Annotated in this window: 28 protein-coding genes; 9 read left to right on the forward strand and 19 right to left on the reverse strand. The window is 70.4% G+C overall.

The features are described from left to right. Positions 1–158: 158 nt before the first annotated feature. From ACIBQ1_RS27525 to ACIBQ1_RS27550, 6 genes are all read right to left on the reverse strand, one after another. Positions 159–1007, reverse strand: a complete 849-nt coding sequence (locus ACIBQ1_RS27525) for a hypothetical protein (protein WP_397281903.1) — start codon at positions 1005–1007, stop codon at positions 159–161. Beyond that, positions 994–1347 carry a hypothetical protein gene (locus tag ACIBQ1_RS27530; protein WP_397281904.1) on the reverse strand — a complete coding sequence of 118 codons (354 nt, stop codon included), beginning with the start codon at positions 1345–1347 and terminating at the stop codon, positions 994–996. Before ACIBQ1_RS27530 ends, ACIBQ1_RS27525 begins: the two co-directional genes overlap by 14 nt. Then, positions 1344–2510: a YcaO-like family protein gene (locus ACIBQ1_RS27535; protein WP_397281906.1), complete on the reverse strand. Its 1167-nt coding sequence runs from the start codon at positions 2508–2510 to the stop codon at positions 1344–1346. The genes ACIBQ1_RS27530 and ACIBQ1_RS27535 overlap by 4 nt, the downstream gene beginning before the upstream one ends. Then, the gene (locus ACIBQ1_RS27540) at positions 2507–3784 is read right to left on the reverse strand and encodes a TfuA-like protein (RefSeq protein ID WP_397281908.1); all 1278 of its coding nucleotides are present in this window, start codon (positions 3782–3784) and stop codon (positions 2507–2509) included. Before ACIBQ1_RS27540 ends, ACIBQ1_RS27535 begins: the two co-directional genes overlap by 4 nt. Before the next feature lie 305 nt (positions 3785–4089). Next, positions 4090–4245 (reverse strand): hypothetical protein, encoded by a 156-nt coding sequence (locus tag ACIBQ1_RS27545; RefSeq protein ID WP_397281910.1) that lies wholly within the window; start codon positions 4243–4245, stop codon positions 4090–4092. 183 nt (positions 4246–4428) lie between these two features. Beyond that, a complete protein-coding gene (locus ACIBQ1_RS27550; RefSeq protein ID WP_397281912.1) occupies positions 4429–4887 on the reverse strand; it encodes a MarR family winged helix-turn-helix transcriptional regulator in 459 nt (152 codons plus the stop codon). A gap of 145 nt (positions 4888–5032) precedes the next feature. Here ACIBQ1_RS27550 and ACIBQ1_RS27555 point away from each other — a divergent pair, with 145 nt between their 5' ends. Continuing rightward, positions 5033–6820: an FAD-binding oxidoreductase gene (locus ACIBQ1_RS27555; RefSeq protein WP_397281914.1), complete on the forward strand. Its 1788-nt coding sequence runs from the start codon at positions 5033–5035 to the stop codon at positions 6818–6820. A gap of 116 nt (positions 6821–6936) precedes the next feature. Here the strand turns inward: ACIBQ1_RS27555 and ACIBQ1_RS27560 are convergent, their stop codons facing one another. The 3 genes from ACIBQ1_RS27560 to ACIBQ1_RS27570 all read right to left on the reverse strand — a co-directional run bounded on the left by ACIBQ1_RS27560 (position 6937) and on the right by ACIBQ1_RS27570 (position 9500). Further along, entirely contained in the window at positions 6937–7398 is a 462-nt protein-coding gene (locus tag ACIBQ1_RS27560) for a hypothetical protein (RefSeq protein ID WP_397281916.1), read from the reverse strand. A 380-nt stretch (positions 7399–7778) separates the two neighbouring features. Next, complete coding sequence (locus ACIBQ1_RS27565; RefSeq protein WP_397281918.1) at positions 7779–8582, reverse strand: alpha/beta hydrolase; 804 nt, start codon at positions 8580–8582, stop codon at positions 7779–7781. A gap of 144 nt (positions 8583–8726) precedes the next feature. After that, positions 8727–9500, reverse strand: coding sequence for an SDR family NAD(P)-dependent oxidoreductase (locus ACIBQ1_RS27570; protein WP_397281920.1), 774 nt, complete (start codon positions 9498–9500; stop codon positions 8727–8729). A gap of 169 nt (positions 9501–9669) precedes the next feature. On the opposite strand from ACIBQ1_RS27570, the gene ACIBQ1_RS27575 reads away from it, so the two are divergent. After that, positions 9670–10212 carry a TetR/AcrR family transcriptional regulator gene (locus ACIBQ1_RS27575; protein WP_397281921.1) on the forward strand — a complete coding sequence of 181 codons (543 nt, stop codon included), beginning with the start codon at positions 9670–9672 and terminating at the stop codon, positions 10210–10212. Positions 10213–10434: 222 nt separating this feature from the next. On the opposite strand, the gene ACIBQ1_RS27580 is transcribed toward ACIBQ1_RS27575, so the two are convergent. The 5 genes from ACIBQ1_RS27580 to ACIBQ1_RS27600 form a co-directional block, all read right to left on the reverse strand. Continuing rightward, on the reverse strand, positions 10435–11463 hold the full coding sequence (locus tag ACIBQ1_RS27580; RefSeq protein WP_397281922.1) for a serine hydrolase domain-containing protein: 1029 nt from the start codon (positions 11461–11463) through the stop codon (positions 10435–10437). A gap of 399 nt (positions 11464–11862) precedes the next feature. Further along, a complete protein-coding gene (locus tag ACIBQ1_RS27585; protein WP_397281924.1) occupies positions 11863–12447 on the reverse strand; it encodes a hypothetical protein in 585 nt (194 codons plus the stop codon). 37 nt (positions 12448–12484) lie between these two features. Further along, positions 12485–13651, reverse strand: a complete 1167-nt coding sequence (locus ACIBQ1_RS27590; RefSeq protein ID WP_397281926.1) for a hypothetical protein — start codon at positions 13649–13651, stop codon at positions 12485–12487. A 23-nt stretch (positions 13652–13674) separates the two neighbouring features. Further along, positions 13675–14130: a hypothetical protein gene (locus ACIBQ1_RS27595; protein WP_397281927.1), complete on the reverse strand. Its 456-nt coding sequence runs from the start codon at positions 14128–14130 to the stop codon at positions 13675–13677. After that, positions 14127–15752, reverse strand: a complete 1626-nt coding sequence (locus ACIBQ1_RS27600; RefSeq protein ID WP_397281929.1) for a hypothetical protein — start codon at positions 15750–15752, stop codon at positions 14127–14129. Before ACIBQ1_RS27600 ends, ACIBQ1_RS27595 begins: the two co-directional genes overlap by 4 nt. 167 nt (positions 15753–15919) lie before the next feature. On the opposite strand from ACIBQ1_RS27600, the gene ACIBQ1_RS27605 reads away from it, so the two are divergent. Together ACIBQ1_RS27605 and ACIBQ1_RS27610 are read left to right on the forward strand one after the other, a co-directional pair. Further along, on the forward strand, positions 15920–17140 hold the full coding sequence (locus ACIBQ1_RS27605; RefSeq protein ID WP_397281931.1) for a sensor histidine kinase: 1221 nt from the start codon (positions 15920–15922) through the stop codon (positions 17138–17140). After that, on the forward strand, positions 17137–17814 hold the full coding sequence (locus tag ACIBQ1_RS27610; protein WP_397281932.1) for a response regulator: 678 nt from the start codon (positions 17137–17139) through the stop codon (positions 17812–17814). The genes ACIBQ1_RS27605 and ACIBQ1_RS27610 overlap by 4 nt, the downstream gene beginning before the upstream one ends. Before the next feature lie 23 nt (positions 17815–17837). Here the strand turns inward: ACIBQ1_RS27610 and ACIBQ1_RS27615 are convergent, their stop codons facing one another. Next, positions 17838–18311 carry a MarR family winged helix-turn-helix transcriptional regulator gene (locus ACIBQ1_RS27615; protein ID WP_397281934.1) on the reverse strand — a complete coding sequence of 158 codons (474 nt, stop codon included), beginning with the start codon at positions 18309–18311 and terminating at the stop codon, positions 17838–17840. A gap of 101 nt (positions 18312–18412) precedes the next feature. Between ACIBQ1_RS27615 and ACIBQ1_RS27620 the strand changes: the two genes are divergently transcribed. Together ACIBQ1_RS27620 and ACIBQ1_RS27625 are read left to right on the forward strand one after the other, a co-directional pair. Next, the gene (locus ACIBQ1_RS27620; protein WP_397281935.1) at positions 18413–19360 is read left to right on the forward strand and encodes a zinc-binding alcohol dehydrogenase family protein; all 948 of its coding nucleotides are present in this window, start codon (positions 18413–18415) and stop codon (positions 19358–19360) included. Positions 19361–19628: 268 nt separating this feature from the next. After that, positions 19629–20072: a DUF6623 family protein gene (locus ACIBQ1_RS27625; protein ID WP_397281937.1), complete on the forward strand. Its 444-nt coding sequence runs from the start codon at positions 19629–19631 to the stop codon at positions 20070–20072. Between the two features lie 271 nt (positions 20073–20343). Here the strand turns inward: ACIBQ1_RS27625 and ACIBQ1_RS27630 are convergent, their stop codons facing one another. Continuing rightward, positions 20344–20919 (reverse strand): NADPH-dependent FMN reductase, encoded by a 576-nt coding sequence (locus ACIBQ1_RS27630; RefSeq protein WP_397281939.1) that lies wholly within the window; start codon positions 20917–20919, stop codon positions 20344–20346. Positions 20920–21091: 172 nt separating this feature from the next. Here ACIBQ1_RS27630 and ACIBQ1_RS27635 point away from each other — a divergent pair, with 172 nt between their 5' ends. Next, entirely contained in the window at positions 21092–21316 is a 225-nt protein-coding gene (locus tag ACIBQ1_RS27635; RefSeq protein ID WP_397281941.1) for a hypothetical protein, read from the forward strand. A gap of 74 nt (positions 21317–21390) precedes the next feature. On the opposite strand, the gene ACIBQ1_RS27640 is transcribed toward ACIBQ1_RS27635, so the two are convergent. Genes ACIBQ1_RS27640 through ACIBQ1_RS27650 form a run of 3 tightly spaced genes read right to left on the reverse strand, consistent with a single transcriptional unit; the run spans position 21391 to position 24287 of the window. After that, positions 21391–22608: a cysteine desulfurase-like protein gene (locus ACIBQ1_RS27640; protein WP_397281943.1), complete on the reverse strand. Its 1218-nt coding sequence runs from the start codon at positions 22606–22608 to the stop codon at positions 21391–21393. Between the two features lie 33 nt (positions 22609–22641). Beyond that, positions 22642–23247, reverse strand: a complete 606-nt coding sequence (gene dhaL / locus ACIBQ1_RS27645) for a dihydroxyacetone kinase subunit DhaL (protein ID WP_397281945.1) — start codon at positions 23245–23247, stop codon at positions 22642–22644. 53 nt (positions 23248–23300) lie between these two features. Beyond that, positions 23301–24287 (reverse strand): dihydroxyacetone kinase subunit DhaK, encoded by a 987-nt coding sequence (locus tag ACIBQ1_RS27650; RefSeq protein ID WP_397281946.1) that lies wholly within the window; start codon positions 24285–24287, stop codon positions 23301–23303. Between the two features lie 126 nt (positions 24288–24413). Here ACIBQ1_RS27650 and ACIBQ1_RS27655 point away from each other — a divergent pair, with 126 nt between their 5' ends. Both ACIBQ1_RS27655 and ACIBQ1_RS27660 read left to right on the forward strand, forming a co-directional pair. Beyond that, complete coding sequence (locus ACIBQ1_RS27655) at positions 24414–25301, forward strand: dihydrodipicolinate synthase family protein (protein WP_397281948.1); 888 nt, start codon at positions 24414–24416, stop codon at positions 25299–25301. A gap of 31 nt (positions 25302–25332) precedes the next feature. Further along, a complete protein-coding gene (locus ACIBQ1_RS27660; RefSeq protein ID WP_397281949.1) occupies positions 25333–26070 on the forward strand; it encodes a GntR family transcriptional regulator in 738 nt (245 codons plus the stop codon). Positions 26071–26226 lie beyond the last annotated feature (156 nt).

Consider the following 26226-nt stretch of genomic DNA (forward strand, 5'->3'; position numbering starts at 1 on the left):
GGCCTCCAGATCGTCGGACATCCCCAGGGTGAACACGTGCCGGGCGGTGGCCGGGCCGAAGCGCGGGCGCCGACATCCCGACCGGCCGGTGCGCGGCACCGCGCGATACGCCATACCTTGGCGGAGCTGCGCTGCCGGTGAAGCCGGAGGCGGCCGAGCTACTGGGCGAAGGCGATGTAGCTGGACACCGTTCCCAGTGAGAATCCGATGAGATGCCGAGGCAGCAGGATCATGAATGCCAGATGCATGACGACGCCGGCCGCGGCGGCGTACGGAAACAGCGCCGGCGTCAACAGCCCGATCGGCAGCGCCAGTTCGAGGACGATCACCGCCACGGCGATCACCCGCCATCGGCGCACCGCCGTCTCGTCGCCACCGCCGAACAGTCTTAGGAAAACTCCCGGGTAGTAGAACTCTCGATAGCGGAGTCTCTCCTGGGCCCGAGCGGTGAAGCCGACGTATTGGGCCAGGATCAGCCCGCTCATGAAGTGCGTGGAGCGGGTTTTCTGCCAGGCGCTGTTCCAGTACAGGTCGATGGTGATGAGGACGACAAGGAACTGCGCCCAGGTGTTGGCGTCGCTCATCCGGTGGATGACCGTGAAGCCCTCTCCCAGGTTGCCGGCGACCAGCATGCACGCCACCATCATCCCGAGATAGATGGTGTTGGACCGGAGCTCGTACTGCAGCTCGAAAAGAAGTCCGGCCATCACCACCACGGCCGCCGCTTTGGGCAGGATGCCCGCGACGAGGAAGGCCGCGGCGATCACCCGCATGCACAGAACCGGCCGGTACATGGCGGCGACGAAGGCCGCCCTTCGCGCACCCAGGCGACATTCGATGTCGTACCGTCCGAAGCCGCCTGGAGCCATCCGCGACCACGCGCCGTGCGTGAACCACACCGCGAACTTCATCAAGCAGGCCAGGCCCAACCCCATGCGAAAATACTGCAGGTGCGCTTCGTCGGTGGGCGTCGAGAACAGCGACAGGGCGGCGTCAAAGAACCACATGGCCGTCTTCGATTCGGATCGGCCGGGTGCCGGCCACGTTCATGATGGTGCCCTCGCCCGACACCTGGGTGTACGTCTGCTCCAGGTACGCCGCCATCCGTTCGAGCCGCCGTACGGTGACCGCCGGGCCGTGTGACGGCGTGAGGTCGAGGGCGTCGACGACGTGCCTTCGGCCGGCGGAGTCATATCCGGTGAACTCGAACGTGATGTAGCTACCGCGAGTGAACATCGCCCAGCTGAACACCCGCCCCACCGGCTGGAAGAACCCCACAATCACCATCCGTACCAGCAGAATCGCCGTGAACGTCAGCTGCGCGATGCCGATCCACGTAGTCGTCAAGGCTCCTCCGGCGGGAATTCGGGACCGCCGTCCGGATGCATGCGACCGGCGTCCAACGCGGCGCCGGGCACGATCACCTTGACCACGGCGAAGTCCGCATCCGTGCTCAGGTCCACCACCAACGGTTCGCCGCCGAACCCGGCGGCCGCCGCGGCGGCCACCCACGCCAGTTCCTCGGACAGGTCGGTGAAGTCGCCGACCGGCCTGGCGGACAGTCGCGCCCACGGAAGCAGGGCCGGTGCCGGTTCGGGGCGTCCGTCGGCGCCGGCGCTGACGTGGTCGTACACGGGCGCCTGGTCGTCGCGGCTGCCGGCGATCGCGGTCAGGCGGCTCTGCGCGGCCTCGGTGAGCGCCCGCGAGAGAGCCACCTCGGGGGCCAGATGCGCGCCGGCGCCGAGCGTGACGACCGGAAAGTCCGGGCTCCACAGTTCGGCGGTGAAACACGCCACACCGGTGACACTCGGCGCGTGCACGAGCCGAAGCTCGGCGCCGGCGGTCCGGATTCGATCGATCATCGCCGCGCAGGCGTCGTCGCCGATCGAATCGGGGTCCACGAAGGTGCGCCGGCCGGCCCGCGGCGACAGGCTCACCGCGTCGCGCTCGATCACCTCGTACAGCGCGTGCAGGACGGCCTCGTCGTGGTCGTTGCCGGACGCCAGCCCGTTGCTGGTGGCATGAATCCCGGGCGGCGTCCAGCCCCGGCGCTGCGGAGTGGCGAAGGCGATCAGGTCCAACGGCACCGGTGTACGCCCTCCGCCGACCAGCCCCACGGCATCGGTCCAGTCCAGGAGGGTCGCCTCGGTCACCAGGCTGCCCAGCTCGCGGTGCAGCCCGTCGAGCTCGTACGGCAGGCCGAGCGCGGCAGCGGGTGCGGCACGGTGGGTGATCGGCGGCAGAACGGTCTCCGCGTGCCACAGCTCGATGCTCTCCATGACCGCCGACACCCTGGCCGGCGTCAGGCTCTGTCCCTTGCCCTGTGACACGCTCAGCGTCCTCGACAGCGGCCGGACCGCCATCGCGACAGGGATGCCGATGACGTCCAGGCCGGTCACGTCGGCGACGCGGGTGATGCCGAAGCCCGTGAGCTTCGGCGAGATCAGGTCCCACGTGTGGTCAGGGTGCCGCGCCCGGTGGGTGCCGTCCGTGAAGGCCTTGGCGGTCATGCGTCCACCGCCATGAAGTGGCTGCGCAGATAGAACGCGCGAACCGCCTGTACGGCGTCCCGGAACGTACGGAATCCCCGATCCCGCGCCGCCGCGACCAGCGCGGCGCCGCCGCCTTCCCCCCAGACCTCGGCCAGGTGGGCGCGCAGCGTGACATACCGGAGGTAGTCGAGGCTGCGGCCGGGCTCCCACGTGGACACCTCGGCATTGATCGCATAGCACTCGGCGACGAGGCGGCGCTCTGCCGCGGTGATGGTCGCGCGCTCATCGCTCACCAGGTCGTGAATGCCGCGGGAGGGCTTGTGGGACCGGATGAGGATCGTCAGCAACGCCTCGTCGGGTGAGAGCCGATCGGCCTCGGCCGGCGTCAACCATTCCGCGCGCTGCGCCGCGGTCACCGACTCGGCCGTAAGGCCCCGCGCCGCCACCGCCGAAAGGACTTTTACCGGCGACCGACTCCCCGCGATGGACGTGAAAACGTGATCGCGCCAGTGCCGCGGGAAATCCCGATCGTAAATCTGCCGGTACCGCACCACGCCGGCGTCTCCCACCTGGATGCCCTCGACTTTCGCACCGCGGAAGGCGGCGCGCCAGTCATAGAGGAAGCGGGTTCGCCAGCCCGTCGATGCGATCCAATCATGGACCTGCGGGTCGGGCGCCGAGAAAGAGCCGAGCCGCAGCAATGCCTCAACCGCGTCCGTCGCCTTCAGATCGGCATGCTGAGGATTCTCGGCGAGGAAATTCTGGACGGCGGCCACACCGTCTGCCTTCGGGGCGATCGCCTGCCAGGTCCGGGCCATGTACGGCAGCGCTCGCATCGCCGCGACCATCGTCTCGGCCTGCCCCGGCGACACCGCCCCCGCCGTTTCGGCGGCCGCGACCACGTGCCGGACATTCACCAACGGCAGACTGAGCCTGCGATATTCGGGCCCTTCCGTGTGGGCCACGGCCACCTCGTCGTCGGCGTCGATCAGCCCGTCGCGGTACATGTCGTAAACCCGTCCGCTGCCTGCCATGCCGTACGGATGCAGTTCGGCCGCCCGCAGCGCGCCCATGCTCGCGCAGCCGACCACCGTCACTCCGGTGGCAAGCAGGTGCAGGATCTCCTTGTGCCGGACCGAGGCCTTCTGGTGGTAATAGCCGTCGATGATGACCACGATGTCACCCGGCTGAGGCGACAACCGAAGCAGATCACCGTGCTGTACGGGTGGATGCACGACCGCGCCGCCGCCGGCGGCCTGGAACACCTCGCCCGCCTGCAACGTCGGCCCCACGAAAACATGAGTAGTCAACCGGTTCCCCCAGGAAGGGCGTCGTGCCCCGGCTCATGACGCGGCCCGGGCACGACATCGGCCATCAGATCAACGTCATTACTCGTGCTTCAGGGCGCTGGAGGAGACCGCGGCGGACTTCTTGTCGAAGATCTCCGTCAGCCGGGCCTTCTCCTTCAGGCCGACCACTCGCTTGATCAGATCCTTCATGTGGTCCTCCTCATCGCTTTTGGCATTTAAAACGGAAGGTACCTATTGGGGCTGTCGTCCCCATGTCGTTGCTCTTTCGCCGGCGAGGTGGGAACGGCTCACGTACGCTCAGGTCGTACCTTCACCGGCGCCGCGGCCGCCCCGGCGAACAGGACGGCCGGCGCCGCCCGCATCCAGCCACCCGCCAGGTTCAGCAGACCGGCGATGAGCACCGGCCCCAGGACATAACGCCCCATCCCGTAGAGCTGGAGCACACACCGTCGACTTCACCGTCCCCGCCGGCGATGCGCTGCGCATGCGCGGGAACCGGACCCGCGCCTGCCTCAACCCCGGACCGGGGATGCGCGATTCACGCTACGCCGACCTCCGACACACCCGTAGGGGACCTGCCGGCGTCGGTGTTCGTCGAGCTGGAGCGTGGGGGAGTGCTTCCCGAATCAGTAGGGCCTGTCGCCGTGATGATCGACGACGCGGATGAGCAGGTCGATCAGGTTCCGCTGGTCGGCCTCGGACAGCGGGGCGAGGAACTCGTCCTGGGCGGCGGCGATCAGCCGGTCGAGGTGGATGAGCTGCCTTCGGCCCGCGTCGGTGATGGTGACGACGTTGCGTCGGCGGTCTTCCTGGTCGGGCGCGCGCTCGAGGAGCTGCCGTTCGGCGAGGTCGTTGACGGTCGCCACCATGTCGCTGCGGTCGATGCCGGTGCGGCGGCCGAGGGCGGCCTGGCTGGCCGGGCCGTACTCCTCCAGCGCGGCGAGCAGGGCGTAGTGGTAGCGCCGGACGCCGGCTTGGGCGAGCGCTTGATCCACGATCCGGTTGGCGGTCAGCGCTGCCTGGTTGGTCAACCTGCTCGGCAGCGTACGCAGCCGCTTCGGCGGCGGCCCCTCTGGGGTGTTCACGGGGTCAATCTAGCAAGTTGTTGGCCGCACCCACGATTATGTGTATTGTTGGCCCAACCAACGTTGGCCAGCCCAACGTTTCGGTGGTCGGCGACGCGTCGACGTCCTTTGAGCAACTGACATCGTGGAAAGGCGGACAACTCACATGCTGAACACGAACTCCGCGGCCGGCACGCTTCGGACTCCCACAGGGGTCTGGACCGGCCTGACGCACCACCACGACCGGACCGACTCCTTCACCGTCTCGTTCGCACCCGACGGCACGATCGCGCTGCGCACCCCCCACAGCGTGGGCACCGGTGTCTGGAGCGCGGACCGGCCCGGCCGCTTCTCCTACGAGCTCACCGAGATTCTCACTCCGGCCGCAGGCCGCCCGGGACGCGTGCGGATCCATGTCGAGGCCCACCTGGAGGAGGCCGGATATCAGGGGACCGGCACCGTCAGGGTGCACACCCCCGACGGCGCGCCGGCGCACACCACCACCTCGGTGAGGTTCACCGCCGACCGCCTCGCCGGCGGGCCGGCGGCCTGGCACGACGTGGTGAGCCTGGGCGCGCACATCCGGGGGCGCACGCTCCACCCCGGTGACGAGGGCTTCGAGGAGGCCTGCTCCGGCTGGTTGCTGACGGTCGAGCACCGGCCGGCGGCGGTCGTGGTCGCCGCTGACGCCGATGACGTGGCCGCCGCCGTCCGGTTCGCGGCGCAGGCGGGACGCCCGGTCGCGGTGCAGTCGACCGGGCACGGCAAGTCGGTGCCCGCGGACGGAGCCGTGTTCATCGCCACCGGGCAGCTGCGCGAACTGTCGGTGGACCCGCGTGCCGGAACCGCGAGGATCGGAGCCGGGCTGCGGTGGGGCGAGGTGGTCACCGCGGCGGCCGAGCACGGCCTCGCGCCCCTGTGCGGCTCCTCCGGCCAGGTCGGGGTGATGGGCTACCTGACGGGCGGCGGTCTGCCGGTGGCCGCCCGTACGTACGGCTTCGCCGCCGACCACGTTCGCTCGCTCGACGTCGTCACCGCCGACGGCCTGCTCCGCACCGTCTCGCCCACCCGGGAGCCCGACCTGTTCTGGGCGGTGCGGGGCGGCAAGAGCAACTTCGGTGTCGTGGTCGCGGCCGAGATCGAGCTGCTGCCGCTGCGCACCATCTACGGCGGCCAGCTTCACTACCCGATCGAGGACTCCACGCACGCCGCCCGTGTGCTCGGCTCCTACCTGGGCTGGGTCAAGGATCAGCCGGAGGAGATGTCGTCCTCTGTGACGCTGATGCGCTTCCCTGATGTGCCGCAGCTGCCCGAGGAGTTCCGCGGCCGCTCGTTGGTGCTGGTCCGGGTGGTCTGCACGGGGGACGAGGAGCAGGGCGCGCGGCTGGTGGAGCCGTTGCGCGCGCTCGGCCCGGAGAAGGACACCTGCGGAGCCATGCCGTACACGCAGATCACCGAGATCTACCAGGACCCCAAGGGCCCGGTCACGGCGCACCTGCGCAGCGCGCTTTTGCGCGAACTGGACGACGAGGCCGTGGCGGAGCTGGTCTCGTTCATCGACCCGTCACTGCCCGGGGGGCCGTTCCCCGGCATCGAGCTACGTCACCTGGGCGGGGCGCTGGACCGGCCGCCCGGCCGCTCGCACGCGGTCAGCACCCAGGGCGCGGCCTTCCACCTGTGGCTGCGGCTGCCGGCTCCGGCGGGGCAGGCCGACGCCGCGCGCAAGGCCGCCGACGCGGTGCTGGAGCGGCTGCGGCAGTGGGACACCGGCGCCATGCTTCCAGGGTTCCTGTTCGACCACGACTCGGCTCCCGAGCAGGTCAGGCGGGCCTACACCGAGGCGAACCACCGGCGGCTGGCCACGCTGAAGGCGAAGTACGACCCGAACCAACTTTTCCGTATCAACCACAACATCCCGCCAGTCGGTGAGCGCATGGTGCGGATCGACAGGTAGTTCTCGACAGGGACGTCGGGCCCGCCGAACCCGGTCGACGGCGCTCCGGCGGATCGGGGCGTCGTCACGCCGTTCCTGGTGCTCGCCGGCCCGGGGTCACCCCGGGCATGGACGTCTCAGGCCAGGGCCGAGATCTCGATCCGGGTCTGGTCGGTGGGGGCCACCAGGCAGGGGAGCACGACGTTCCCCTGCTCCAGGCGTTCCCCCATGGAAGAGGTGAGCCGGGCCGTGCGCTCGATCTCGTACGGGCTGCCGGCCTGAGGGGTCACGCGGAGTCGCAACAGCCAGATGTAGCGTCCGTTGAGCTTGTTGGACGTCTCCTCGGCCCCCAGGACCGCCGCGTCACACCGCACCGCCGCCGCGCGCTCCTCCGGCGTGAAGGTCCGCAGCGCGGCGGATTCCAGGCTCGCGAACGAGATGGAGCCCATGGCGAGCATCCCCGCGGCCAGGAGGAGGATCGCCGCGCTGACGTACGCCCCGACCCGGGTGTGCGGTTTCCGCCTCAACACGAGGAACAGCACCAGGGCCACGATCAATATGACGACGGCGACTGTCCCGAAGACGATCGATACCACCATTCTTCCTCACGCTGATAGGCGGAGCCTGGCGGGCCGGCCTTGTCCGTTTCCGATGCCGGTAGTTGATCAGGTGTCGCTTGCATGACGGCTGCAGCCCGCATGATCGCGCTGCCCCTTTTCGTATGAGGGGCTGTGGCGTCGTACCTTCGCCGCCACAGCCCTCCGTACGACCGGGATGCCACTGGATCGTCTGGGCCGCCGAGCCGTACCGGCAGGGCGCGGTACGCCTGCTGGTGTCGGAGAAACGCGTGGCGAAGAACCCCGTTCACGGAGACTGACCTGCGACTCCTCGGGCGTTGCGCGGCCCGGCACGCCATCTGGGCGGTCTACTTTGTAAAGGGCGCAGGACGGTGCGCGGGGAGCGGCGCGGTGGCAGGAGGTCAGGCGTCCGCGGCCGTACGGGGAGGCCGGTGGGTCCGCAACGCGGTGAGCAGCTCCGCGAAGGCGGCGGACCCCGGGGTCACTGGTGCGAAATGCCCGATTCCTGGAAGCTCGTGAAGCTCCGCCCCGGACGCGGCGCTGTAGGCGCGGGACAACTCGATCGGAACGTCCGGATCGATCGTGCCGTGCAGGATGGTCACCGGCACCGTGGCCGGCAGCAACCGGGCCGGGTCCGCTTCCGGCAGCCGGGCACGAACCAGCTCCTCGCCGCCGAGCAGTTCGGCGACCGCGCCGTGGCTCAGCCCCAGCCGGTGCGCGCGGTCCAGGTCCGCGACCGGTGCCACGGCGACCACCGCGCGCACCGATCCTGCGCCGTCCCGCGTCCACCGGCTGCGGCTCGGCAGCCGGGCGCGGTGCGCTGCCCACAGAGCCAGGTGCCCGCCCGCCGAATGGCCCAGCAGTACGTGGTCGGCGCCCTCCCAGGTGGTGTCCGCCACCGCCGCGACGTCATCGAAGGTGCCGGGCCACCCGCCGTCGTCGCCGACCTGGCGGAACTCGGCCAGCGCCACCGCCGTTCCGCGCCGCGCCAATGCGGCGGCCAGCGGGGACAGGTGGGTGCGGTCGAACGCCGCCCGCCAGAATCCGCCGTGCAGCACCGTGACCCGCTCGGCGGCGGCGCCGGCCGGCAGATAGAAGTCCACCACCTGCGCCGGATGCGGACCGTACCGGACGGTCCGGTCCGGGGGTTCGGGCGGCAGGCCCAGCAGGGCGGTCTCCTCGGCCGCGGCCGTTGACGGCGTCATCGCGTCACCTCGTTTCTCGCTCCGCACAGGACCTCGATCATCTCCTGGACAGGGCCCGGGACGAAGCACGCTCCCCGCCGTCGCCGCGACGCCGGGGGAGGCCCCTCCTCAGGTCGTCCGCCTGCAGCGGGGTCGCGGATGTCGTCAGGCGCGCATGTTCGCGCCGCCGTCGATGGCCCACACCTGGCCGTTGATCCATTCGGCGTCGTCGGACAGCAGGAAGGCCACGACCGCGGCCAGGTCGCTCGGGCAGCCGAGCCGGGTGGTGGGGACGTGCTCCAGGAACATCTTCTGGAGCTGGACGTCGTTCTGCGCCTCCTGCGTCTCGCCCATGACCAGGCCGGGCATCACGCCGTTGCAGCGTACGCCTTCGGGGCCGAAGCGTCCGGCGATGTGACGGGTGAGCGCGTTGACCGCCGATTTCGATGCCCCGTAGGCGGGGCGCTTGCGGTCGCTGGCGCTGACCGCGGCGCCGGAGGAGCAGTTGACGATGCTGCCGCCGCCGTTGTCCAGCAGGTGTGGCAGGACGGCGCGAGCCGTACGGACGTAACCCAGGACGTTGACGTCCAGAGTCCGTTCCCATACGTCCAGGTCGGTGTCGAGCAGGGACCCGTCACGCCCGAGGGTGCCGGGCGACAGGTCCGCGCCGACGTTGAACAGGCCGTGCACGTTGCCGAACTCCTCGGCGGTCTTGGCGACCATCGCGTTGACGGAGTCCTCGTCGGCGAGGTCGAAGTGCACCGCGATGGCCGAACCACCGCCCTCGGTGATCTTGGCGGTGGTGGCCTGCGCGCCGGCGAGGTTGATGTCGCCGACGACGACATTGGCGCCTTCCTCCGCGAGCCTGATCGAGGTCGCCGCGCCGATGCCGGTCGCCCCGCCGGCCACGATGATCGCCTTCTCCTTCAAGCCACGCATTGTCCGCTCCGATCGATTCGTGATGTGGGCCGGTGGCGCGGATCGACGGGAGCCTGCCATTCGGCCAGTCAAAACGTACACACGTGTACGGTTCTCTCGGTCGCTAAACGTACAATCATGTACGGTTCGTGGCAAGTTAGGGTTGGACCGTGCGTGAAAGTGGGTGTCAGTGACACGGAAGGACGCCGTCCGCAACCGGGACCGGCTGCTCGGCGCGGCCCGGAGGATGTTCGCCGAACACGGCCACGACGTCGCGCTGGAGGAGATCGCGCGGGCCGCCGGGGTGAGCCGCACCACGATCTACCGCAACTTCGCCACCCGCGAGGAGCTCGCGGCCACGGTCTTCGCCGACAACGTCGCCCAGATCGAGCACCATGCCGCCGGGCTGCGCGACCAACCCGACGGCGCGGTCAAGCTGTTCGACTTCGTCCTGGACATGCAGCTGGACAACCGCGGCCTGGCCCAGGTCCTGTCCAGCACCGAGCTGCAATGGTTCATCGAACATGCCCGCCGCATCGCGGCCTGCTTCGAGCCCCTCCTCGATGCCGGCCGCGCGGCCGGCATCGTCCAGCCGGTCGTCGACGTCGACGACCTGATGCTCGCCATCTCCATGGGGGAGAGCGCCGTCGCCGCCGACGACGCCGCCCAGCGCGACCACCGCCACAAGCGCGTACGGGAAATGCTGCACCGCGCCCTTTTCACCTACCGATGACGAGTGCATGGGGCCGGGCAGGCGGGGTCCGGCATCCTGGCCACGCCCGATGACCCGCGGCAGCAACGTCGCCGCCTCCGCTGCCGGGCACCGGCCGAACGACTGAGGCGCCACCCTCGGAGGGCGGCGCCTCGGCTCGGTTCGAAGGGTTCCCGCTCAGGCGACAACGGCACTTCAGCACCCTCGACGCCATCGCCTGGCTTCCCCGTTACAGGCACCCCGTCATCGCGAGGACCGCTCCGCGTTCGAAGACTTGAGGGCCATCGTGGCGAGGTGGCGGCCGATGCCGTAAGTATCGGTGTCCTGCACGTTGCTGAGCACGACTACCACGATGTCGTCATCGGGCAGGTACATGTTGATCGCCGCGTAGCCCTGGAGGAGTCCGTGGTGGTAGCGGAGCCGGTGCCCGTGGAGGCGGTCGACGGCCCAGCCGAAGGCGTACGCCTCCGACGGCAGGGTGAGGCAGCCGTTGGGGGGACATGGGGCCTGGGGCGTGAACGCCTGCTTGACGGTGGCGGGCGGCGCGACCAGATGCGCGCCGAACGACCGGTCCCAGCGCGCGATGTCGTCGACGGTGGCGTAGATGCCGGTCGCGGAGAACGCCTGGGAGCCGTTGGTGGGCGGGGCCGGTGATCCGACCGTGAAGTAGCCCTTCGCGTACCCGGCGGGCGGATCGCCTCTGCTGTAGCCGGTGTGCCGGAGGTGCAGCGGGCCGGTGATCTCTTCGTGCAGTACGGTGCCGTACGGCTTGTGCGTCACCGCCTGGATGATCGCCCCGGCCAGGACGTAGCCGCCGTTGCTGTACTTCCAGCTGGTCCCGGGCTTGAAGTCCAGCGGCCTGTGCACGAACCGCTGGATGAGCTCCCGGGTCGTGGTCGGTTGCGAGAGTTCGGCGTAGAAGCCCGGCAGGTCCTGGATGTTGACGATGCCGGAGGTGTGCGTGAGGATCTGGCGGATCGTGACGGGCCGCCACGCCTGCGGGCAGGTCTCGATGTACGCCGGGATGAGATATGGGCAGATCGGGTCGTCCAGGCGGAGCAACCCGCGGTCGCGCAGCTTCAGCACGAGCATCGAGGTGAACTCCTTGGTGACCGAGGCGATGCGGAAGACCGTGTCCGGCCGGTTGGGGATGCGCCTCTCCGCGTCGGCCGCGCCGGCAGCGGTACGCGCCAGCACCTCTCCACGCCGCACTACCAGCACCGAGCCGGTGAACTGCTTTCTCAGGGTCAGGTCCCGAAGGTACTCCCGCATCGCCGCGGCGGTTCGATCGCCCCGCGGCGCCGGCACGGTGGCCGGCGGATCCGGATTCTGAGTCGCGTGGCTCGTGACGGCGGATGCGGCGATGGCGGGAATGCCCGCAGGCGTGACCCCGCCAGTCAGTGCGGCACCGACCGCAAGAAACCAAACAATACCAGGAAATTTCGGCATATTCTCCCCCGGAACGTATCGCCGTCCCGAAATATGGACATTTTTCCGAATCGGGCGAATATTTGCTTGAGAGCGCCCGCGGGACCATTCTTCTGGGGGTTTGGTTTCCGTTCGCTGGTGCCACACGCGGCGATCGACGCCTTTTTCCTTCTACATATCCCTTTATTAGTGCTACTCGATAGTTGCTGGCCATCTCCGCAAAATGTCAGCTCAAGGCGTGTCTCAGACGCCCATCATCGCGAGGCGGCGGGAAGGCCGGTGACGCCGCCAGGCGACGACCAGGAAGGCGATCAGCCCGAGGACGGGCAGGGCGCAAAGAGCCCAGCTCAACGCCAGCGGAGGGCCGGGTTGATCGAGGACGGTGACGTCGCCGAGAGTGCCCGTTCCCTGCCCCCGCGGACCGTTGACGGTGAAGGTGAAGCTCCACTGCCCGGCCGTGGGCAGCGACCGGATGTCCAGCCCCCAGACGGACCGTTCGCGCGGGTGGCGGGACAGCGGGCTCACCTTGCGCATGCCCGGCCTCATACCCGGGCCGGTCATGCTGAGGGTGCCGGATTTGCCGGTCAGTCCTCCGTCGGGGGCGAAGGTGAAGTCCAGCGACTGCATGGCCCGCAGCGGCCACGTCGAGAAGCCCACGGTCAGGTGGTACGGGCCGGCCTGCACCCGCTCGGTGTGGACGACCTCGACCGGCGCGTACGCCCGCTCGGGCTCGACGGGCGCGTACGCCTGCGCGGACGGGGCCGAGACCAGGACCGCGGCGCCCATGACGCACACGGCGAGGAACACGGCGCGGGCGTGACGCGTCACCGGCCGGCATGCGAGGAACGTTCGTAGACGCATCGGGTCAGCGGCCTTCCCGGTCGGCGGCGGTGGTGTTGAGGTGCAGCAGGACGGCGAAGCGAGCGGCGAGGTAGCCGGCCAGGGCACCGAACGCCAGCCCGAGGATCGCGTCGGTCAGCACCATGGTCGCGGACGTGCCGGACCGGTCCATCGGCCCTCCTCCCGCCCCGCCGCGGAGCAGCGACGTCTGCACGAGCATGGACAGGCTCACCACCACGCCGCCGGCGGCGCCGGTGAGCTGGGGCAGCCGGCGGACCGACCAGCCGCGCCCGCGCCCCAACCGGAGCAGCACCTCGATCACCAGGGCTGCGGCGAGCATGAACATCGGCATGCCGGAGGGGAGCTCAGGTGGGATGTCCCTGAGGTTGTCCCGCAGGGGCAGCCCGACATAGTCCGCGTAGACCCGCGCGGCCCACGGCGAGAACCACCAGAGGAAGAGCTGCATGACGCCGAGGACGGCCGCGATGGACAGAGCTACCCGCCGGTGGCGCAGGGTGATCGCTCCCATGAGGACGAAGCAGACGGTGAAGAAGACGGTGCCCGCGAGCTCGGGGTCGATGGGCAGGCCCAGTCCGTCGAAGGCGTTGGTGGTGACGGGGGTGAACGTCATCAGCACGGGGATGCTGACGACGAGCCCGGCCCGCCCCCAGCGCCGTGCGCGGGCGGCGGCGAAGACGATGACGCTGCCGACCATGGTCAGGCTGATGGAGATGAACAGGGCGACGTGCGGCGGCGAGTTCAGCACGGCGTCGAAGCCGTACAGGGAGTGCCACCACAGGTCCAGCAGGCCGTACAGCAGGAACAGCGCGCCGCCGGTCCCGGCGACGAGGTATCCCAGAGGCGCGGTGAAGGTGCCGCCGAGAACCCGGATCGGGCTGCCACCGGCGGTGGGGTCGGCGGGACGTCCGGCCCGCTGGGCGAAGGTGGCGCGCAGCACCATCACCAGGGCGGCGATGCCGGCGACGGCGCTGCCGGAGTACAGGATCAGGTGGGGGAGGGTGAAGAAGGTGTCCGGGCCGACGTCGACGTGCCATTGCACGTCCCAGCCGACGCCGATCAGCGACAGCAGGGTGCCGGCCAGCACGGCGTACGCGCCGGCCGCGTCGCTCGACCGGGGCCGTGACGGGCGGCCGGGCGGGCCGGTCAGCGTGGGTGCGGGAGCGGGGTCCATCGGGCGTGCCCTTCTTGTTGCGATCAGCGGGGGACGGTGAGGGGGAAGACGAGCCGGCCGTGGCGGCCGTCGCCGTCGACGGCGACCAGGAACTCCCAGCGGCCGGGCATCATCAGCGGGAGGCCCGCCACGTGGTAGCGGTCGTCCGAGGCCGGTACGGCGGTGAAGTCGGGTACCGCGTGGCCCGCGGTGGGCAGTACCGCGGAGACCGTGACGACCGGTGGCGATGTGCCGGTTGCCGCACCGTCGCGCGGCCTGAGCCGGACGTCGACCGCGGTGGTGCCGGTCATGGGCGCGGCAATCGTCAGGATCACCACGTCGTGGGCGGTGCCGCCCGTGAGCGTCACGGAGCCGTGCGGGGCGGAGCCGGACGCGGGCCGTGTCGGGCCCGACCACGGCGCCCACAGGGCATGGACCGACAGCGCGGTGAGCAGGGTCGCGACCAGGATCATCGCGGCCACCAGGGGCCGCCGGCTCACGGGTTCCTCGCCGGGGTGTCGGCGACCTGGAGCAGGTACGGGACGGTCAGGATGGTGTCGTCGCGCTCGGCCTGGATCCAGATCCGGTAGTGGCCGGCGGCCGGGAAGGTGTAGACGAAAGAGACGTCGGGGCCGTAGGCGGCGACGGTCTCGTCGGCCTTGCTGTCGCCGTTGACGGAGGTCAGACCGCTCATCGAGTCCATCCGGTCCATCCCCTCCATGCCGGACATATCTGACATATCGTGGGTGCCGTCCGGCAGCGCGCCCATGGAGTGGGCGTGGGCCCACACCTGGGCGCCCTGCGTCGCCGTCCCCACCGGCGCCTTCGGCGAGAGCGGGCCGACGACGACCAGGTGCCCGATCATGCCGAGCCACGGCTGCAGGGTCGCCGTCTCTCCCACGCGCGCGGTGAGCACGGCGGCCTTGCCCGCCACCAGCGACGACGCGGTCAGCCGTACGTCGACGCCGGCCACGGTCCGCGCACCGGTCCCCGCCTGCGCCGGAGCGTCACCGGACGTGGTCCGCGCGCCGGAGCCGGGCACCGCGTCGATGCCGGTGGCGGAGCGGAGTTGCTGGACGCCGCCGCCCCGGCGGGCGAACTCGGTGGAGACCGCGTAATGGCCGGCCTCGGGCAGGGCCAACGGGACCTCGAACTCGCCGGCACCGGTTCTTATGGGGTGCAGGTGCCACAGCCGGCCCGAGGGGCCGATGACCAGCAGGTGCAGCAGCGCCCCGTCGTGGACGACGACGTCGTCCAGCGGCAGGCCGGTGGACGCGTCGGACAGGGCCAGCCGCAGCTCGGCGACCTCGCCCGCGCGGTCGGTGGAGGACGACAGCAGCAGCGTGGCCGGCGGGCGCGAGTAGTCGCGGGTCTGCCGCCCGACGTAGGCGTACGGATCGCTGACGCCGTCGACCGTGGCGTCGACGTCGTCGCCCTGGGACGGAGGCAGCGGCAGCCGGGACGACAGGAGCGCGCCGGTGACGGCCACCGTCAGACAGGCGACCAGCCCGCCCGCCGGTAGCAGCGTCCACCAGACGCGGCGCACGCGTACGGCGACCAGGACGGTGGCGAGAACCAGAACCCCGGCGCCGCTGAAGCCCGCGTAGGCCGCCGTCTCCGCCGGTGAGGCGGTCTGCTTCGGCACGACGAAGGGAATCCTCGCGGTCCTCCGCCCGTCGCCGAGCGACAGCTCCCACGGGCCGACCTGGGTGACGTCCAGCACCGCGGAGAAGGTCCCCGGCCGGCTGCCCAGGGTGATCACGGCGGTGTCGACGGTGGTGCCCGACGCCGACGCGGCGGGCGCGGAGGTGGAGACCCCGGTGGGTACCACCGCCAGCGTGAGGCGGCCGGCGGCCGTGCCCGCACGGGTGATCACGTCCACGTGCAGAGGTCCCGGCACACCGGTGATCCGGCGCAGGACGACGGTCAGCTCCCGGGCGCCGAGCGTCTGCGCGACATGCACGTCGCCGCCGGCGGTGGAGTCCGCCTCGGCCGCAGGGCCCAGGCCGAACAGCAGCGCCACGGCGCTCAGCAGGACGGCGAGCCCGGCACCAGGGCGGCGTCGGGGAGAAGGAGCCGTGTCGTCGTGCCCCGGCGTCGTACGGGCGGCGGTGTCGTTCATCGTGCGGGCAGCCTAGGGAGGGCCGCCCGCCGCTGTCGTCACGGAGGCAGGGGACGCGGGTCCCCCGAGCGGGGGACTCGGCCACGGCCGTGAGCAGGCATCATGGGACGTCATGGCCGCCCGCCCAGGGGATGCGGCCGCTGGAGCGAAGGACGGAAGGGGCGCCGGTGCCCGACCGGGAAGAACGTGACGGTCGCGGAGCCAGGTCCGTCCGCGTCCGCGACGTCAGCGGGTCGCTGAAGCGCCAGGCGATCGCGATCGCCGCGGTCACCCTGGTGATCGACTGCCTCTCCTTCTCCCTCTACACCAGCTCCTTCTCCTATCCGGTGGGACTGCGCTGGGCCATGCTGGGGGCGATCGTCGTGGTGGACGCCGGCCTGGCCAGCGCGCCGCGCCTGTCGGGAGCGGTGGCCGTCGCCCAGGTGGCCGTCACGGTGGGGGGCGTGGCGCTGCACCCCGGGCCCGGTCCGCTGCCCTTGCTGAACAGCGCGGGCCTGCTGATCTCCGCGTACCGGGCCGGCGCCTGGCTGGGCCGGTGGCCGGCGGTGGCGTCCCTGCTCTGTCTGGCGGCGGGGATCGTCGCGAGGCGGGTCTTCGGCGGGCCGCCCGTCAAGCCGGAGCGGATCCTGCTCGACGTCGTGGCCGACGCGCTGCTGCCCTGGCTCGTCGGGCGGTACACCACCGCCCGGCGCGCGTACATCGCCGAACTGGAGCAGCGCTCCGAGCGGGAACAGGCCGAGGCGCGGCAGGCCCTGGCCGCGGCCATCGCGGAAGAGCGCAGCAGCATCGCCCGGGACCTGCACGACGTGATCTCCCACCACGTGAGCGCCATCGGCGTCCACGCCGGCGTAGCCCGGTTGCGGGCCTCGACGGCGCCGGCCGCCCAGGACCTGACGAACTCGCTGACCGCCGTGGAGACCTCCAGCCGGGCGGCCATGCTCGACCTGCGGCGCCTGCTGGACGTCCTGCACGGCAACCCGTCGGGGGAGGACAGCCAGCCCGGCCTGGACAACCTCCCCGAACTGCTCGACGCCGTCCGCGCGGTCGGCCTGCGGGCGCGGGTGACCGTCCAGGGCATCCCGTCCCGGCTGCCGGAGTCCCTGGACATCGCCGTGTACCGGGTGGTGCAGGAGATGCTCACCAACGCTCTGCGGCACGGCGCCGGCGGTGTCGCGGAGGTCGAGTTGCGCTACGACCGAGCCAGCCTCACCGTGACCACCGCCAACCCGCTCGCCGCGGAAACGCGCGCCCGGCCGGACTCGCCGCACCGGGGACTGCAGGGGATCCGCAGCCGTGCCACCATGTTCAACGGTTCCACCAGTTACGGGCCCGCTCCCGAGGGCGGAGCCTGGATCACCACCGTGAGCTTCCCCCTGGACCCCTCATGACCTTGCGCGTTCTGATCGCCGACGACCACGCCATGTTCCGCTCCGGTCTGCGCGCGGTCCTGGACACCCAACCCGACCTCGCCTGCGTGGGGGAGGCGTCGGACGGGCAGAGCGCTCTGAGCGAGGTGCTGCGGCTGCGTCCCGACGTCGCGATCATCGACATCCGCATGCCCAGGCTCGACGGCCTGCGCGCCACGGAGACGATCCTCGCCGACCCTGCCAACACCACCAAGGTGATCCTGCTGACCACCTACGACCATGACGCGTACGTCCACCGCGCGCTGCGGGCAGGGGCCAGCGGGTTCCTGCTGAAGAGCCTGCCGCCGGAGGAGTTGATCGCGGCCGTCCGGGTGGCCGCCCGCGGCGACGCCCTCATCGATCCGTCGGTGACCCGGCGCCTCAGCGCCCGCCTCGCCGACGGGATCGCCCCGCCCGCCACCCCGGCCGGCCTGGATCTCCTCACCACGCGGGAACGGGAGGTTCTGCTGCTGCTGGCCGGAGCGCACAGCAACGCCGAGATCGCCGATCGTCTCGGAATCGGTGACGAGACCGTCAAGACCCACGTCTCGCGCATCTTGACCAAGCTCAATCTGCGGGACCGCGTCCAGGCGGTCTCCTACGCCCACCTCCACGGGCTCATCGGACAAGCTTCGACAAGGGAGCAAGCCCGGTAGGGGCAGGCCCGGACCGGACAGATTCACTGGTGCGGGCGTGCGGATCGGGCTTCGGCTTGGGGGGTCTGCCGGGCCAGGATGGTGGTGGCGCGGTCCAGGAGCTCGCAGAACGCGGCGTGCTCGGCGGGTGTGAAGGCGTCGGTGAGGGCGCGTTCGAGCACGATCACCTCCTGGTAGGCGCGGTCGAGCACCTCCTGGCCCTGGTCGGTCAGCGAGGTGACGAGGACCTTGGCGTGCAGGGGTGAGGTCTCGCGGGCGATGAGTCGCTTGTTCTGCAGGCCGGTCAGGACGGAGGCCATGGTCTGCTGGGTGACTCCGCAGGCGCGGGCCAGTTGCGCGCCGGACATGCCCCCTTCCCGCGACAGCGTGAGGAGCACGGTGTACTGCGTCATGGTGAGGCCGTAGCCGCGCAGGACCGCCTCGTGGTGGGTCATCAGCGCCTGTTCGGTGCGCCGGATGCGCGTGCACAGGTACTCCTCGGCCGGGATCTCACTCACGACGTCCTCCATCGTCACAGCTTGCTGTGTTGACTCAGGTAGCTGATACTCGTAGGGTCTCTGGGTATCAGGATACTGATTCAACTCAGGGAGCAGTGACTATGAAGGCCGTTGTCCTCGACGCCGATGACCGGTTCCGCCTTGCCAACCTGGAGGCGCCCGCCCCGGGCGTCGGCGAGGTCGCGATCGGCGTGCAGTACGCCGGGATCCAGTGGGGCGACGTGCTGGTCCGCGACGGCCACTTCCCGACGCCACGGCCCTTCGTACCCGGGTTCGAGGCGGCCGGGCGCATCGTCGCGGTCGGCGAGGGCGTCGACGAGAGCCGCATCGGCCGGCAGGTGATCGCGCTGACCAGTGCCGGCGCCTACGCCGAGGTGGTGACGGCGCCCGCCGCGCTCACCTTCGACGCCGACGGCGTGGACCCGCGCCTGGCCGCCGGGTTCGGCTGGGTCACCCCTACCGCCTACGACCTGGTCAACACCGTCACCCGGGTGCGGCCCGGCGAAAGCGTGCTCATTCACGCGGCGGCCGGCGGCGTCGGCAGCCTGGCCGTCCAGTTCGCCAGGGCCGCCGGCGCCGGACGGATCGTGGGCGTTGTCGGCGACGCCGATCGGGCCGGCTATGCCGCCAAGTTCGGCTACGACCTGCTGGTCTCGCGTGCGGAGTTCCCCGACGCTCTGGCGGCCGAGTCGTTCGATGTGATCCTGGACCCGATCGGCGGGCCGGCGCGCCTGGCCGGCCTGCGGCGGCTCGCCCCGCACGGCCGCCTGGCGATCTACGGCAACATCGCCACCTTCGAGCCCGTCGAACTCGACGCCAACGACCTGCTGATGAACGGCGTCTCCGCGCTGACCTACAACAGCAACCTACTCAGCCGGACCCACCCCGACCGCCTGGCGGACAGCGCCCGGCAGGCCCTGCGGATGATGGCGTCCGGGCAGGTCGGCCCGGACATCACCGCCGAATACGAGATGGCCGATCTCGGCAAGGCCGTCGAACGCCTGGCCAATGGCGGAACACGCGGCAAGAGCATCGTCCGCATTGCCTGATGCGGGCGATTCAATCGCTTTTGGTGGGCATATGCAGCTTTTGGCGCGCTTCTCCTTGCAGAAATAAATTATCCCCGAAATCGTGGCAGGGTGTGAATCCCCAGCTTTAGGGATGCCGGGCCTTTCTTGCGGCCTTTTATCGTGGAGCTACCAGGAAGCCCGAAGCCTTCAAGAAAAGACCCGGCCCGCGAAATAGAGCTGCCGGACGGGTTCTGGCTCCGGGTGACCACGGAGATCCACAGCCACCCACACCGCAAGGAGTATGACGATGTCGAAGTTGTACGCGTCATGGCAGCACGGGTTCACGGCGGTGGCCGAGAACCCCGGCACGAGCGCGCTGCGTCAGGGATTCGGCGTAACCTTCTCGCTTCCGGCGAACGGGGGCGACTGGATCCACCTGGCCATCCCCACCCCGGTCATCGTCGAAGATCGTCGGGCCACCCTGGACAGGGTGATGATCCTCTTCCACGCCCGGGAGACCAGCGCGCTCCTCGCGGTGCACGTGTGGGACGGCCCGAACCGCATCATGGTCAAAGAGGGCCTCCGGATCGAAGGCGATCACGCGCACGGCCTGAGCGCGAACAACACCTTTCCCGTAGGCCACGACGGTATCGGCTGGGGGTGCGGGATCTCGATGTTCTTCACCGCCGGCCAGATCGACAGCCACGTCTACATCGCCGGTTTCGGCGGGGACTTCTCGCACAACATCTGACCGGACCCGAGCTCCTCGGCGGGGTCATCCCCCGCCGAGGAGCTCATCCCGTGGCGCCTCGACGCGATGGGCTCCGCCTCTGGTCCCCGGCCGCGCCCGATCAGGGGAAGGGGGACGGCCGGTGGGGCGCGTCCCGGCGGGCCGGTGCGGCGGCATCGCGGGGTGCGGATCGGACCACGTCATGACGTCGTCGCCGTCGACCCACCGCTGGAGGAAGACGAGCTCGCCGGTGAGGCCGATCGCTGCCGGTGAGAGTCCATGAACGGGGCCCTCAGGCGGCGACCCGCTGCGTGGCGCGAAGCGGCGCGAGGGCTTCGCTCCAGGTGACGACCTGGTCGAGCATGGCGTCGAACGCCGGAAGGTTGTAGTCGCCCGGCTTGAAGTGCCGATAGTTCTCGAACTCGGTGGCGAACGACAGGACGACCTGGGCGCGGACGTCGGCCATCATCAGCTCGCCGGCCATCACCCGCAGGTGCTCCACCGCGCGGACCCCGCCATGGGCGCCGTACGAGATGAACCCGATGGCCTTGTTGTTCCATTCGGCGAACAGATAGTCCATCGCGTTCTTCAGCACGCCGCTGGTGCTGTGGTTGTACTCCGGGGTGATGACGACGAACCCGTCGAAGGAGGCCACCTTCTCGGCCCAGCGGCGGGTGTGCTCGTTCTGGTACTGCCCCAACGACGGCGGCATCCCCTCGTCGAGGTGGGGCAGCGGGAAGTCGCGCAGGTCGACGAGCTCGAACTCGGCGTCCTCGCGCTTGGAGGCCAGTTCGAACGCCCAGTGCGCCACCTGCTCGCCGTTGCGGTTCGGGCGCGTGCTTCCCAAGATCATGCCGATGCGGGTCATGGTTCAGGTCTCCTGACAATGCGAAGGGTGAAATGAGACGGCGCCGACGTCCTGGCCGCCACTGTTCATGAAGCTTACTGTACGTGGCATTAACTATATGTGCCGTGTACCATAACGCAGTGACCGAATCGGGGCAAATCGGTACAACGAGGGACGGTCAGCCCACCGGCGGGTGCGACACCCCAGCCGGGTCGTCGATCAGGCGCAACGCGGCGGCGAACGCCGCACCGGGGTCGCCGGGGTCGGCCCGTGCGCGGGCAGCAGCACCCCGCGGGCCGCGCCAGCAGCACCCGCCACGGTCGGCTCGGTCGCCCGCACGGTGGCGGAGGCCGCGAGGGCATACGTCAAGGCGATCAAGGGCGCCCAGCCCGGTCAGGTCTACCGGGCCGGCTACTGATTCGAGTCCGCTTTCCGAACACCGGCCGGGGTCGTCCCGCGCCGAAACCGGGCGGGACGACCCCGGCCGCAGGCTCAACGGGAGAAGAAGTCGCGCAGCGCGGTGGTGAGGCGGTCGACGTCGTTCCGGTCGTTGTAGGGGGCCAGACCGACGCGCAGCCCGCCCTCGTCGCCGAGGCCCATCCAGCGGGACGCTTCGATCGCGTAGTAGTTGCTGACCGTCGTGTTGATCTTCCGATCGGCGAGGAAGTCGCGTACGGCGGTGGCCGGGTGTCCCTCGAAGGTGAGCAGCAGCGTGGGGGTACGGCTGGCGGCACGCGAGTGCGAGATCACCCGCGGCATCCCGTCCAGCTCCGTCTCCACGCTCTCGCGCAGGCCGTCCTCGTACCTCTCGACGGCGGCCATGGACGCGAGCAGCCGCTCACGCCGGGAACCGGTGCCGGGCAGGACGCCGGCCAGGAAGTCGACGGCCGCGGTCGTCCCGGCGAGCAGCTCGTACGGCAGCGTGCCGAGCTCGAATCGCTCCGGCACCACGTCGGTGGCCGGAAGCAGCTTGTCCGGCCGCAGCGACTCGAGCGTCTCGGGCGCGGCGGCCACCACGCCGAGGTGCGGGCCGAGAAACTTGTACGGCGAGCAGGCGTAGAAGTCGGCGCCGAGCGCGGCCATGTCCACCGGAACGTGCGCGCTGTAGTGCACGCCGTCGACGTAGACAAGAGCGCCGCGGGCGTGCGCCAGCCGGGAGATCTCGGCGACCGGCGGGCGGGTGCCGATCAGGTTGGAGGCGGCGGTGATCGCGACCAGCCGGGTGCGCTCCGACAGCACCCCCTCGACCGCGTCGAGGGTGACCTCTCCCGACTTGGGGTCGAAGTCGATCCAGCGCACCGCGGCGCCCGCCGATTCGGCGGCGATCACCCACGGCCGGATGTTGGAGTCGTGGTCCAGCCGCGACACGACGATCTCGTCGCCCGGCCGCCAGTCCTTGGCCAGGGTACGCGCGAAGTCGAAGGTCAGCTGGGTCATGCTGCGGCCGAACACGATGCCGCGCGGGTCTCCGCCGACGAAGTCGGCCATCGCCGCCCGGGCGGCGAGCGTCACCTCGTCGGCGAACCTCTCGGCCTCGGTGACCAGGCCGCGGTTGGCGATGGCCGCGGTGAGCGTGCGGTGGACGGCGTCGGCGACAGCAGTGGGCGTCTGCGAGCCGCCGGGACCGTCGAAGTGTGCCGCCCCCTGCGTCAGGGCGGGGAAGTGCGCGCGAAGGGCCTGGACGTCCGCGGCCTGAAGGGTGTGGGTCATGTCGGGTTCATTCCTGGGTGGGGGAGCGGGGGATCAGCGGATGGTGTCGGCGCCGGCCTGGAAGAAGTAGGCCACGGTCTGCGCGCCCGGATCGACCACTCCGACGGCGCGCTCGCCGACGTAGCTGGCCCGGCCCCGGCGGGCGCGGATCGCGGCGGTTGCCTCGGCGCCGGCGGCGGCGGCCCGCGCGGCCGTGGCCAGCAGGTCGTCCGGCCCGGCGTCGCCGGCCTCGGCGAGCGCGTCGCGGGCCGGCTGCAGGGCGTCGACCAGCGTCTTGTCCCCGGGCTCGGCCGACCCGACCCGCTGGATGGCGGCCAGCCCACCCGCCACGCGGTCGGCGAGCGAGCGGCCCGCCTCGGAAAGGTGGAGGAACAGCAGCCCGAACAGCGGGCCGCTGGTGCCGCCGATCTCGTCCAGGAAACCCTCGGCGAGGGCACGGAATTCGGCCTCCCCGCTTCCCTGAGCGCTCCGCTCGGCGTGCTGGCGGTAGAGCGCCACTCCGGCGGCGATGTTGGTGCCGAAGTCGCCGTCTCCGGCGGCCTGGTCAAGGGCGTTCAGCGCGGCCTCCTGCTCGGCCACGCGGGCGGCGAAGGCCAGGATCCAGCGGCGGGAGTGCGCACCGTCGATCACCGCGGTCATCGGAATCATCCTTTCGGTCGATGAAGTGGAATCGTCAGCGGGTTTCGGATGCTTCACGCGGGGCCGGCCGAGGCGTCCCACAACGCGGTGGTGCGCTCATCCAGCTCCGACAGCGTGAGGGAGAAACCCGACATGTCCAGGGCGGTGACGTACGGTCCCACCAGGTTGCGGCTCACGGTGTGCCCGAGGTCCGCCACGTGCCCGGCGACCAGGCCGAAGACGCCGAAGAGTTCGAGCTCGGTGGTGGCGCCGAGCCCGTTGACGAACAGCAGCAGGGGCGCGCCCGGCGCCGGCCTGACCGCGTTGATCAACTCGTCCGTCATCCGGGCCAGCAGGTCGGTGAGCCGAGGGGTGTCGATGGTCTCGCCCGACCGTTCGCCGTGGATGCCGACGCCGTACTCCAGCTCGCCGTCGCCCAGCTCGGCGTGCACGGTGCCGGTTCGCACCCCGGTGTGGAACCGGTTGGCGACCGCGACGCTGCGGGTGCGGTCCAGGAACGCCCGGCCGAGCGCGCGCAGCTCCTCAAGGCCGGCGCCCTGGTCGGCGGCCGCGCCGAGGATCTTCTCGACCAGTACGGTGGCGCCGGTGCCGCGCCGGCCGAGCAGGATCTCCGGGTCGTCGGTGGCGAGGTCGTCGTCCACCACCAGCTCGGCGCAGGCGATGCCGTCCATGGCCAGGCGCTCGCGGGCGATGCCGAAGTTGATGATGTCGCCGGTGTAGTTCTTCACGATGTGCAGCACACCGGCCTCCTTGGCCGCCGCGCGTGACGCTTCGTAGATCTGCCGGTTGTGCGGCGAGGCGAAGATCTCACCGGGGACGGCGGCGTCCAGCAGGCCGCGGCCGACCAGACCGCCGTGCATCGGCTCGTGGCCGGAGCCGCCGCCGGAGACCAGTCCGACCCGGCGTCCCGGGTCCGGGTCGATGGCGAGCAGGTAGCGGGGGTCCGTGTTCAGCCGTACCGTTCCGGCTCTGGCGGCGGCCAGGCCCCGCAGACCGTCTGGCACCAGATCGTCGGCCGAACGCATGAAGTAGGGGGCCATCGCAGCTCCGTTCATCTTGGAAGGCAACTGGCATTCCACATGCCACGTGCCAGATGCTAGATTCTCAGCCCGGTGGTCGTCCACCCTCCCCTCATCCACCCCCGAGTGCCCAGGAAGAGGCGACTCATGAAGTCAGTGAACCTGCGCGGCATCATCTCCACGGTCGTCACCCCGTTCGACGACAACGATCAGGTCGACTACGACCTCTTGCGCTCCGACGTCCGCTACCTGCTCGACTCCGGTGTGCACGGCATCTGCGCGTGCGGCAGCACCGGTGAGGGGCAGACGTTGTCCGCCGAGGAGAGCGCGGAGATCTGCCGGGTCGTCGTCGACGAGGTGGCCGGCGCCGTGCCGGTGGTCGGCGGCATCATCCGCAACTCCACCGCCGAGGTGCTCACCTACGCGCGTGCGCTCAAGGCGGCCGGCGTCGACGCGCTGCAGATCACCCCGGTGCACTACGTCTTCGCGCCGTCCGACGACCAGACCGTCGACTACTACCGCACCATTGGCACGGAGATCGGCCTGCCGATCGTCGTCTACAACGTGGTGCCGTGGGCGCTGGTCCGCACGCCGGTGCTGCGCCGGCTGATCGAGATCCCCGAGGTCGTGGCGATCAAGCAGTCGGGCGGCGACATGCACCTGCTCGCCGACATTCTGGCCTTCTACCGTGACGACATCACCGTGCTGGCCGCGCTCGACGACCTGCACTATCCGGCGTTCGCGCTGGGCGCGCACGGAGCGCTGGCCGCCATCCCGACCGTCACGCCCAAGCTCAGCGTCCAGCTGTGGGACGCGGTGCAGGCCGGCGACCACAAGCGGGCCCGCGACCTGCACGAGGCCATCCTGAGGGTGTGGCGTGAGCTCGACGGCCCCGACCTGCCCGAGCGGTTGAAGGCGGCGCTGAACCTGCAGGGCCGCAAGGTCGGCAGGCCGCGGCACCCGTTCACCCCCGCCGCGCCGGAGACCGTCGAGCGGATCAGGACGGTCCTGGACGCGGCCGGTCTCCTGACTTGAAATCTGGCATGCCAGAAGGGAGGATGCGGCAATGGCCGCTGCCAAGCCCCCCAGGGCGCTAAAAGAGCCCAAGACCGTCCGCTTCTTGACCGGCGGCGCCTCCGCGGGCGGGATCGTGGTCGACAAGCTGCCGGACCAGCTCTATCTGGTGCTGCAGCAGCGCATCGTGCACGGTGAGATGCGGCCTGGCGAGCGGATCGACATCCAGGCGCTGATCGACGAGTTCGGCATCTCCAAGACTCCCGTGCGCGACGCGCTCAACCGCCTCGAGTACGACGGCCTGGTCCGCAGCAAGCAGCGTTCCGGCACCTATGTGGTCACCCCGACCATCGATGACGTGACGGAGTTCTGCCAGCTGCGCAAGGCCGTGGAATGGATCTGCACCGGGCTGGCCACCGAGACGATGCCCGAGTCGGTGCTGCGCGACCTGCGCGATGAGATCGTCGAGGCCGAGAAGGCCACCAGGAAGGGCGACCTGCAGCCCTTCCTGGACAGCGACTTCCGGCTGCACCGCACGATCATCGCGTGGGCCGGCAACGAGCGGCTGATGCGCGTCCGGCTGTCCGTGGAGCCTTTCCTGAAGTGGATCCAGGTGCTCGGCGCCACCGGCATCGACCGGGCGGCGCTGTCCACCAAGCGGCACCTGGAGATCATCGACGCGATGCTCGACCGCGACGCCGAGGCCGCTAGCGCGTATGCGGCCCTGCACGTCGACGAGGTCGAGACCGCGACCAAGGAAGACCTCCCCAAGGTTCTCGGCGCGCGCTGACCGTCGCTCGTCGATCGCGGCCAGGCCGGGGCTTCCGGCCGGCCGCTCTGTCTGCCTGCGCAAATACGTCCGGAGCGGTGCTTCTCTCGCTCGTGCGGAAAACCGCCTTCCTCCCTGGACATGCGTCGTCGGCCGGGTCTAGCATCTGGCCCTAAA

The sequence above is a fragment of the Nonomuraea sp. NPDC050153 genome, assembly GCF_044460125.1.
Lineage (GTDB): Bacteria > Actinomycetota > Actinomycetes > Streptosporangiales > Streptosporangiaceae > Nonomuraea.

Bases quoted from the DNA above. Each gene is read 5' to 3' on its own strand.
- ACIBQ1_RS27525 (WP_397281903.1), bottom strand. From the start codon at position 1,007: ATGTGGTTCTTTGACGCCGCCCTGTCGCTGTTCTCGACGCCCACCGAC.
- ACIBQ1_RS27535 (WP_397281906.1), bottom strand. From the start codon at position 2,510: ATGACCGCCAAGGCCTTCACGGACGGCACCCACCGGGCGCGGCACCCT.
- ACIBQ1_RS27555 (WP_397281914.1), top strand. From the start codon at position 5,033: ATGCTGAACACGAACTCCGCGGCCGGCACGCTTCGGACTCCCACAGGG.
- ACIBQ1_RS27560 (WP_397281916.1), bottom strand. From the start codon at position 7,398: ATGGTGGTATCGATCGTCTTCGGGACAGTCGCCGTCGTCATATTGATC.
- ACIBQ1_RS27565 (WP_397281918.1), bottom strand. From the start codon at position 8,582: ATGACGCCGTCAACGGCCGCGGCCGAGGAGACCGCCCTGCTGGGCCTG.
- ACIBQ1_RS27570 (WP_397281920.1), bottom strand. From the start codon at position 9,500: ATGCGTGGCTTGAAGGAGAAGGCGATCATCGTGGCCGGCGGGGCGACC.
- ACIBQ1_RS27580 (WP_397281922.1), bottom strand. From the start codon at position 11,463: ATGCGGGAGTACCTTCGGGACCTGACCCTGAGAAAGCAGTTCACCGGC.
- ACIBQ1_RS27590 (WP_397281926.1), bottom strand. From the start codon at position 13,651: ATGGACCCCGCTCCCGCACCCACGCTGACCGGCCCGCCCGGCCGCCCG.
- ACIBQ1_RS27600 (WP_397281929.1), bottom strand. From the start codon at position 15,752: ATGAACGACACCGCCGCCCGTACGACGCCGGGGCACGACGACACGGCT.
- ACIBQ1_RS27610 (WP_397281932.1), top strand. From the start codon at position 17,137: ATGACCTTGCGCGTTCTGATCGCCGACGACCACGCCATGTTCCGCTCC.
- ACIBQ1_RS27620 (WP_397281935.1), top strand. From the start codon at position 18,413: ATGAAGGCCGTTGTCCTCGACGCCGATGACCGGTTCCGCCTTGCCAAC.
- ACIBQ1_RS27625 (WP_397281937.1), top strand. From the start codon at position 19,629: ATGTCGAAGTTGTACGCGTCATGGCAGCACGGGTTCACGGCGGTGGCC.
- ACIBQ1_RS27630 (WP_397281939.1), bottom strand. From the start codon at position 20,919: ATGACCCGCATCGGCATGATCTTGGGAAGCACGCGCCCGAACCGCAAC.
- ACIBQ1_RS27640 (WP_397281943.1), bottom strand. From the start codon at position 22,608: ATGACCCACACCCTTCAGGCCGCGGACGTCCAGGCCCTTCGCGCGCAC.
- dhaL (WP_397281945.1), bottom strand. From the start codon at position 23,247: ATGACCGCGGTGATCGACGGTGCGCACTCCCGCCGCTGGATCCTGGCC.
- ACIBQ1_RS27650 (WP_397281946.1), bottom strand. From the start codon at position 24,287: ATGGCCCCCTACTTCATGCGTTCGGCCGACGATCTGGTGCCAGACGGT.
- ACIBQ1_RS27655 (WP_397281948.1), top strand. From the start codon at position 24,414: ATGAAGTCAGTGAACCTGCGCGGCATCATCTCCACGGTCGTCACCCCG.
- ACIBQ1_RS27660 (WP_397281949.1), top strand. From the start codon at position 25,333: ATGGCCGCTGCCAAGCCCCCCAGGGCGCTAAAAGAGCCCAAGACCGTC.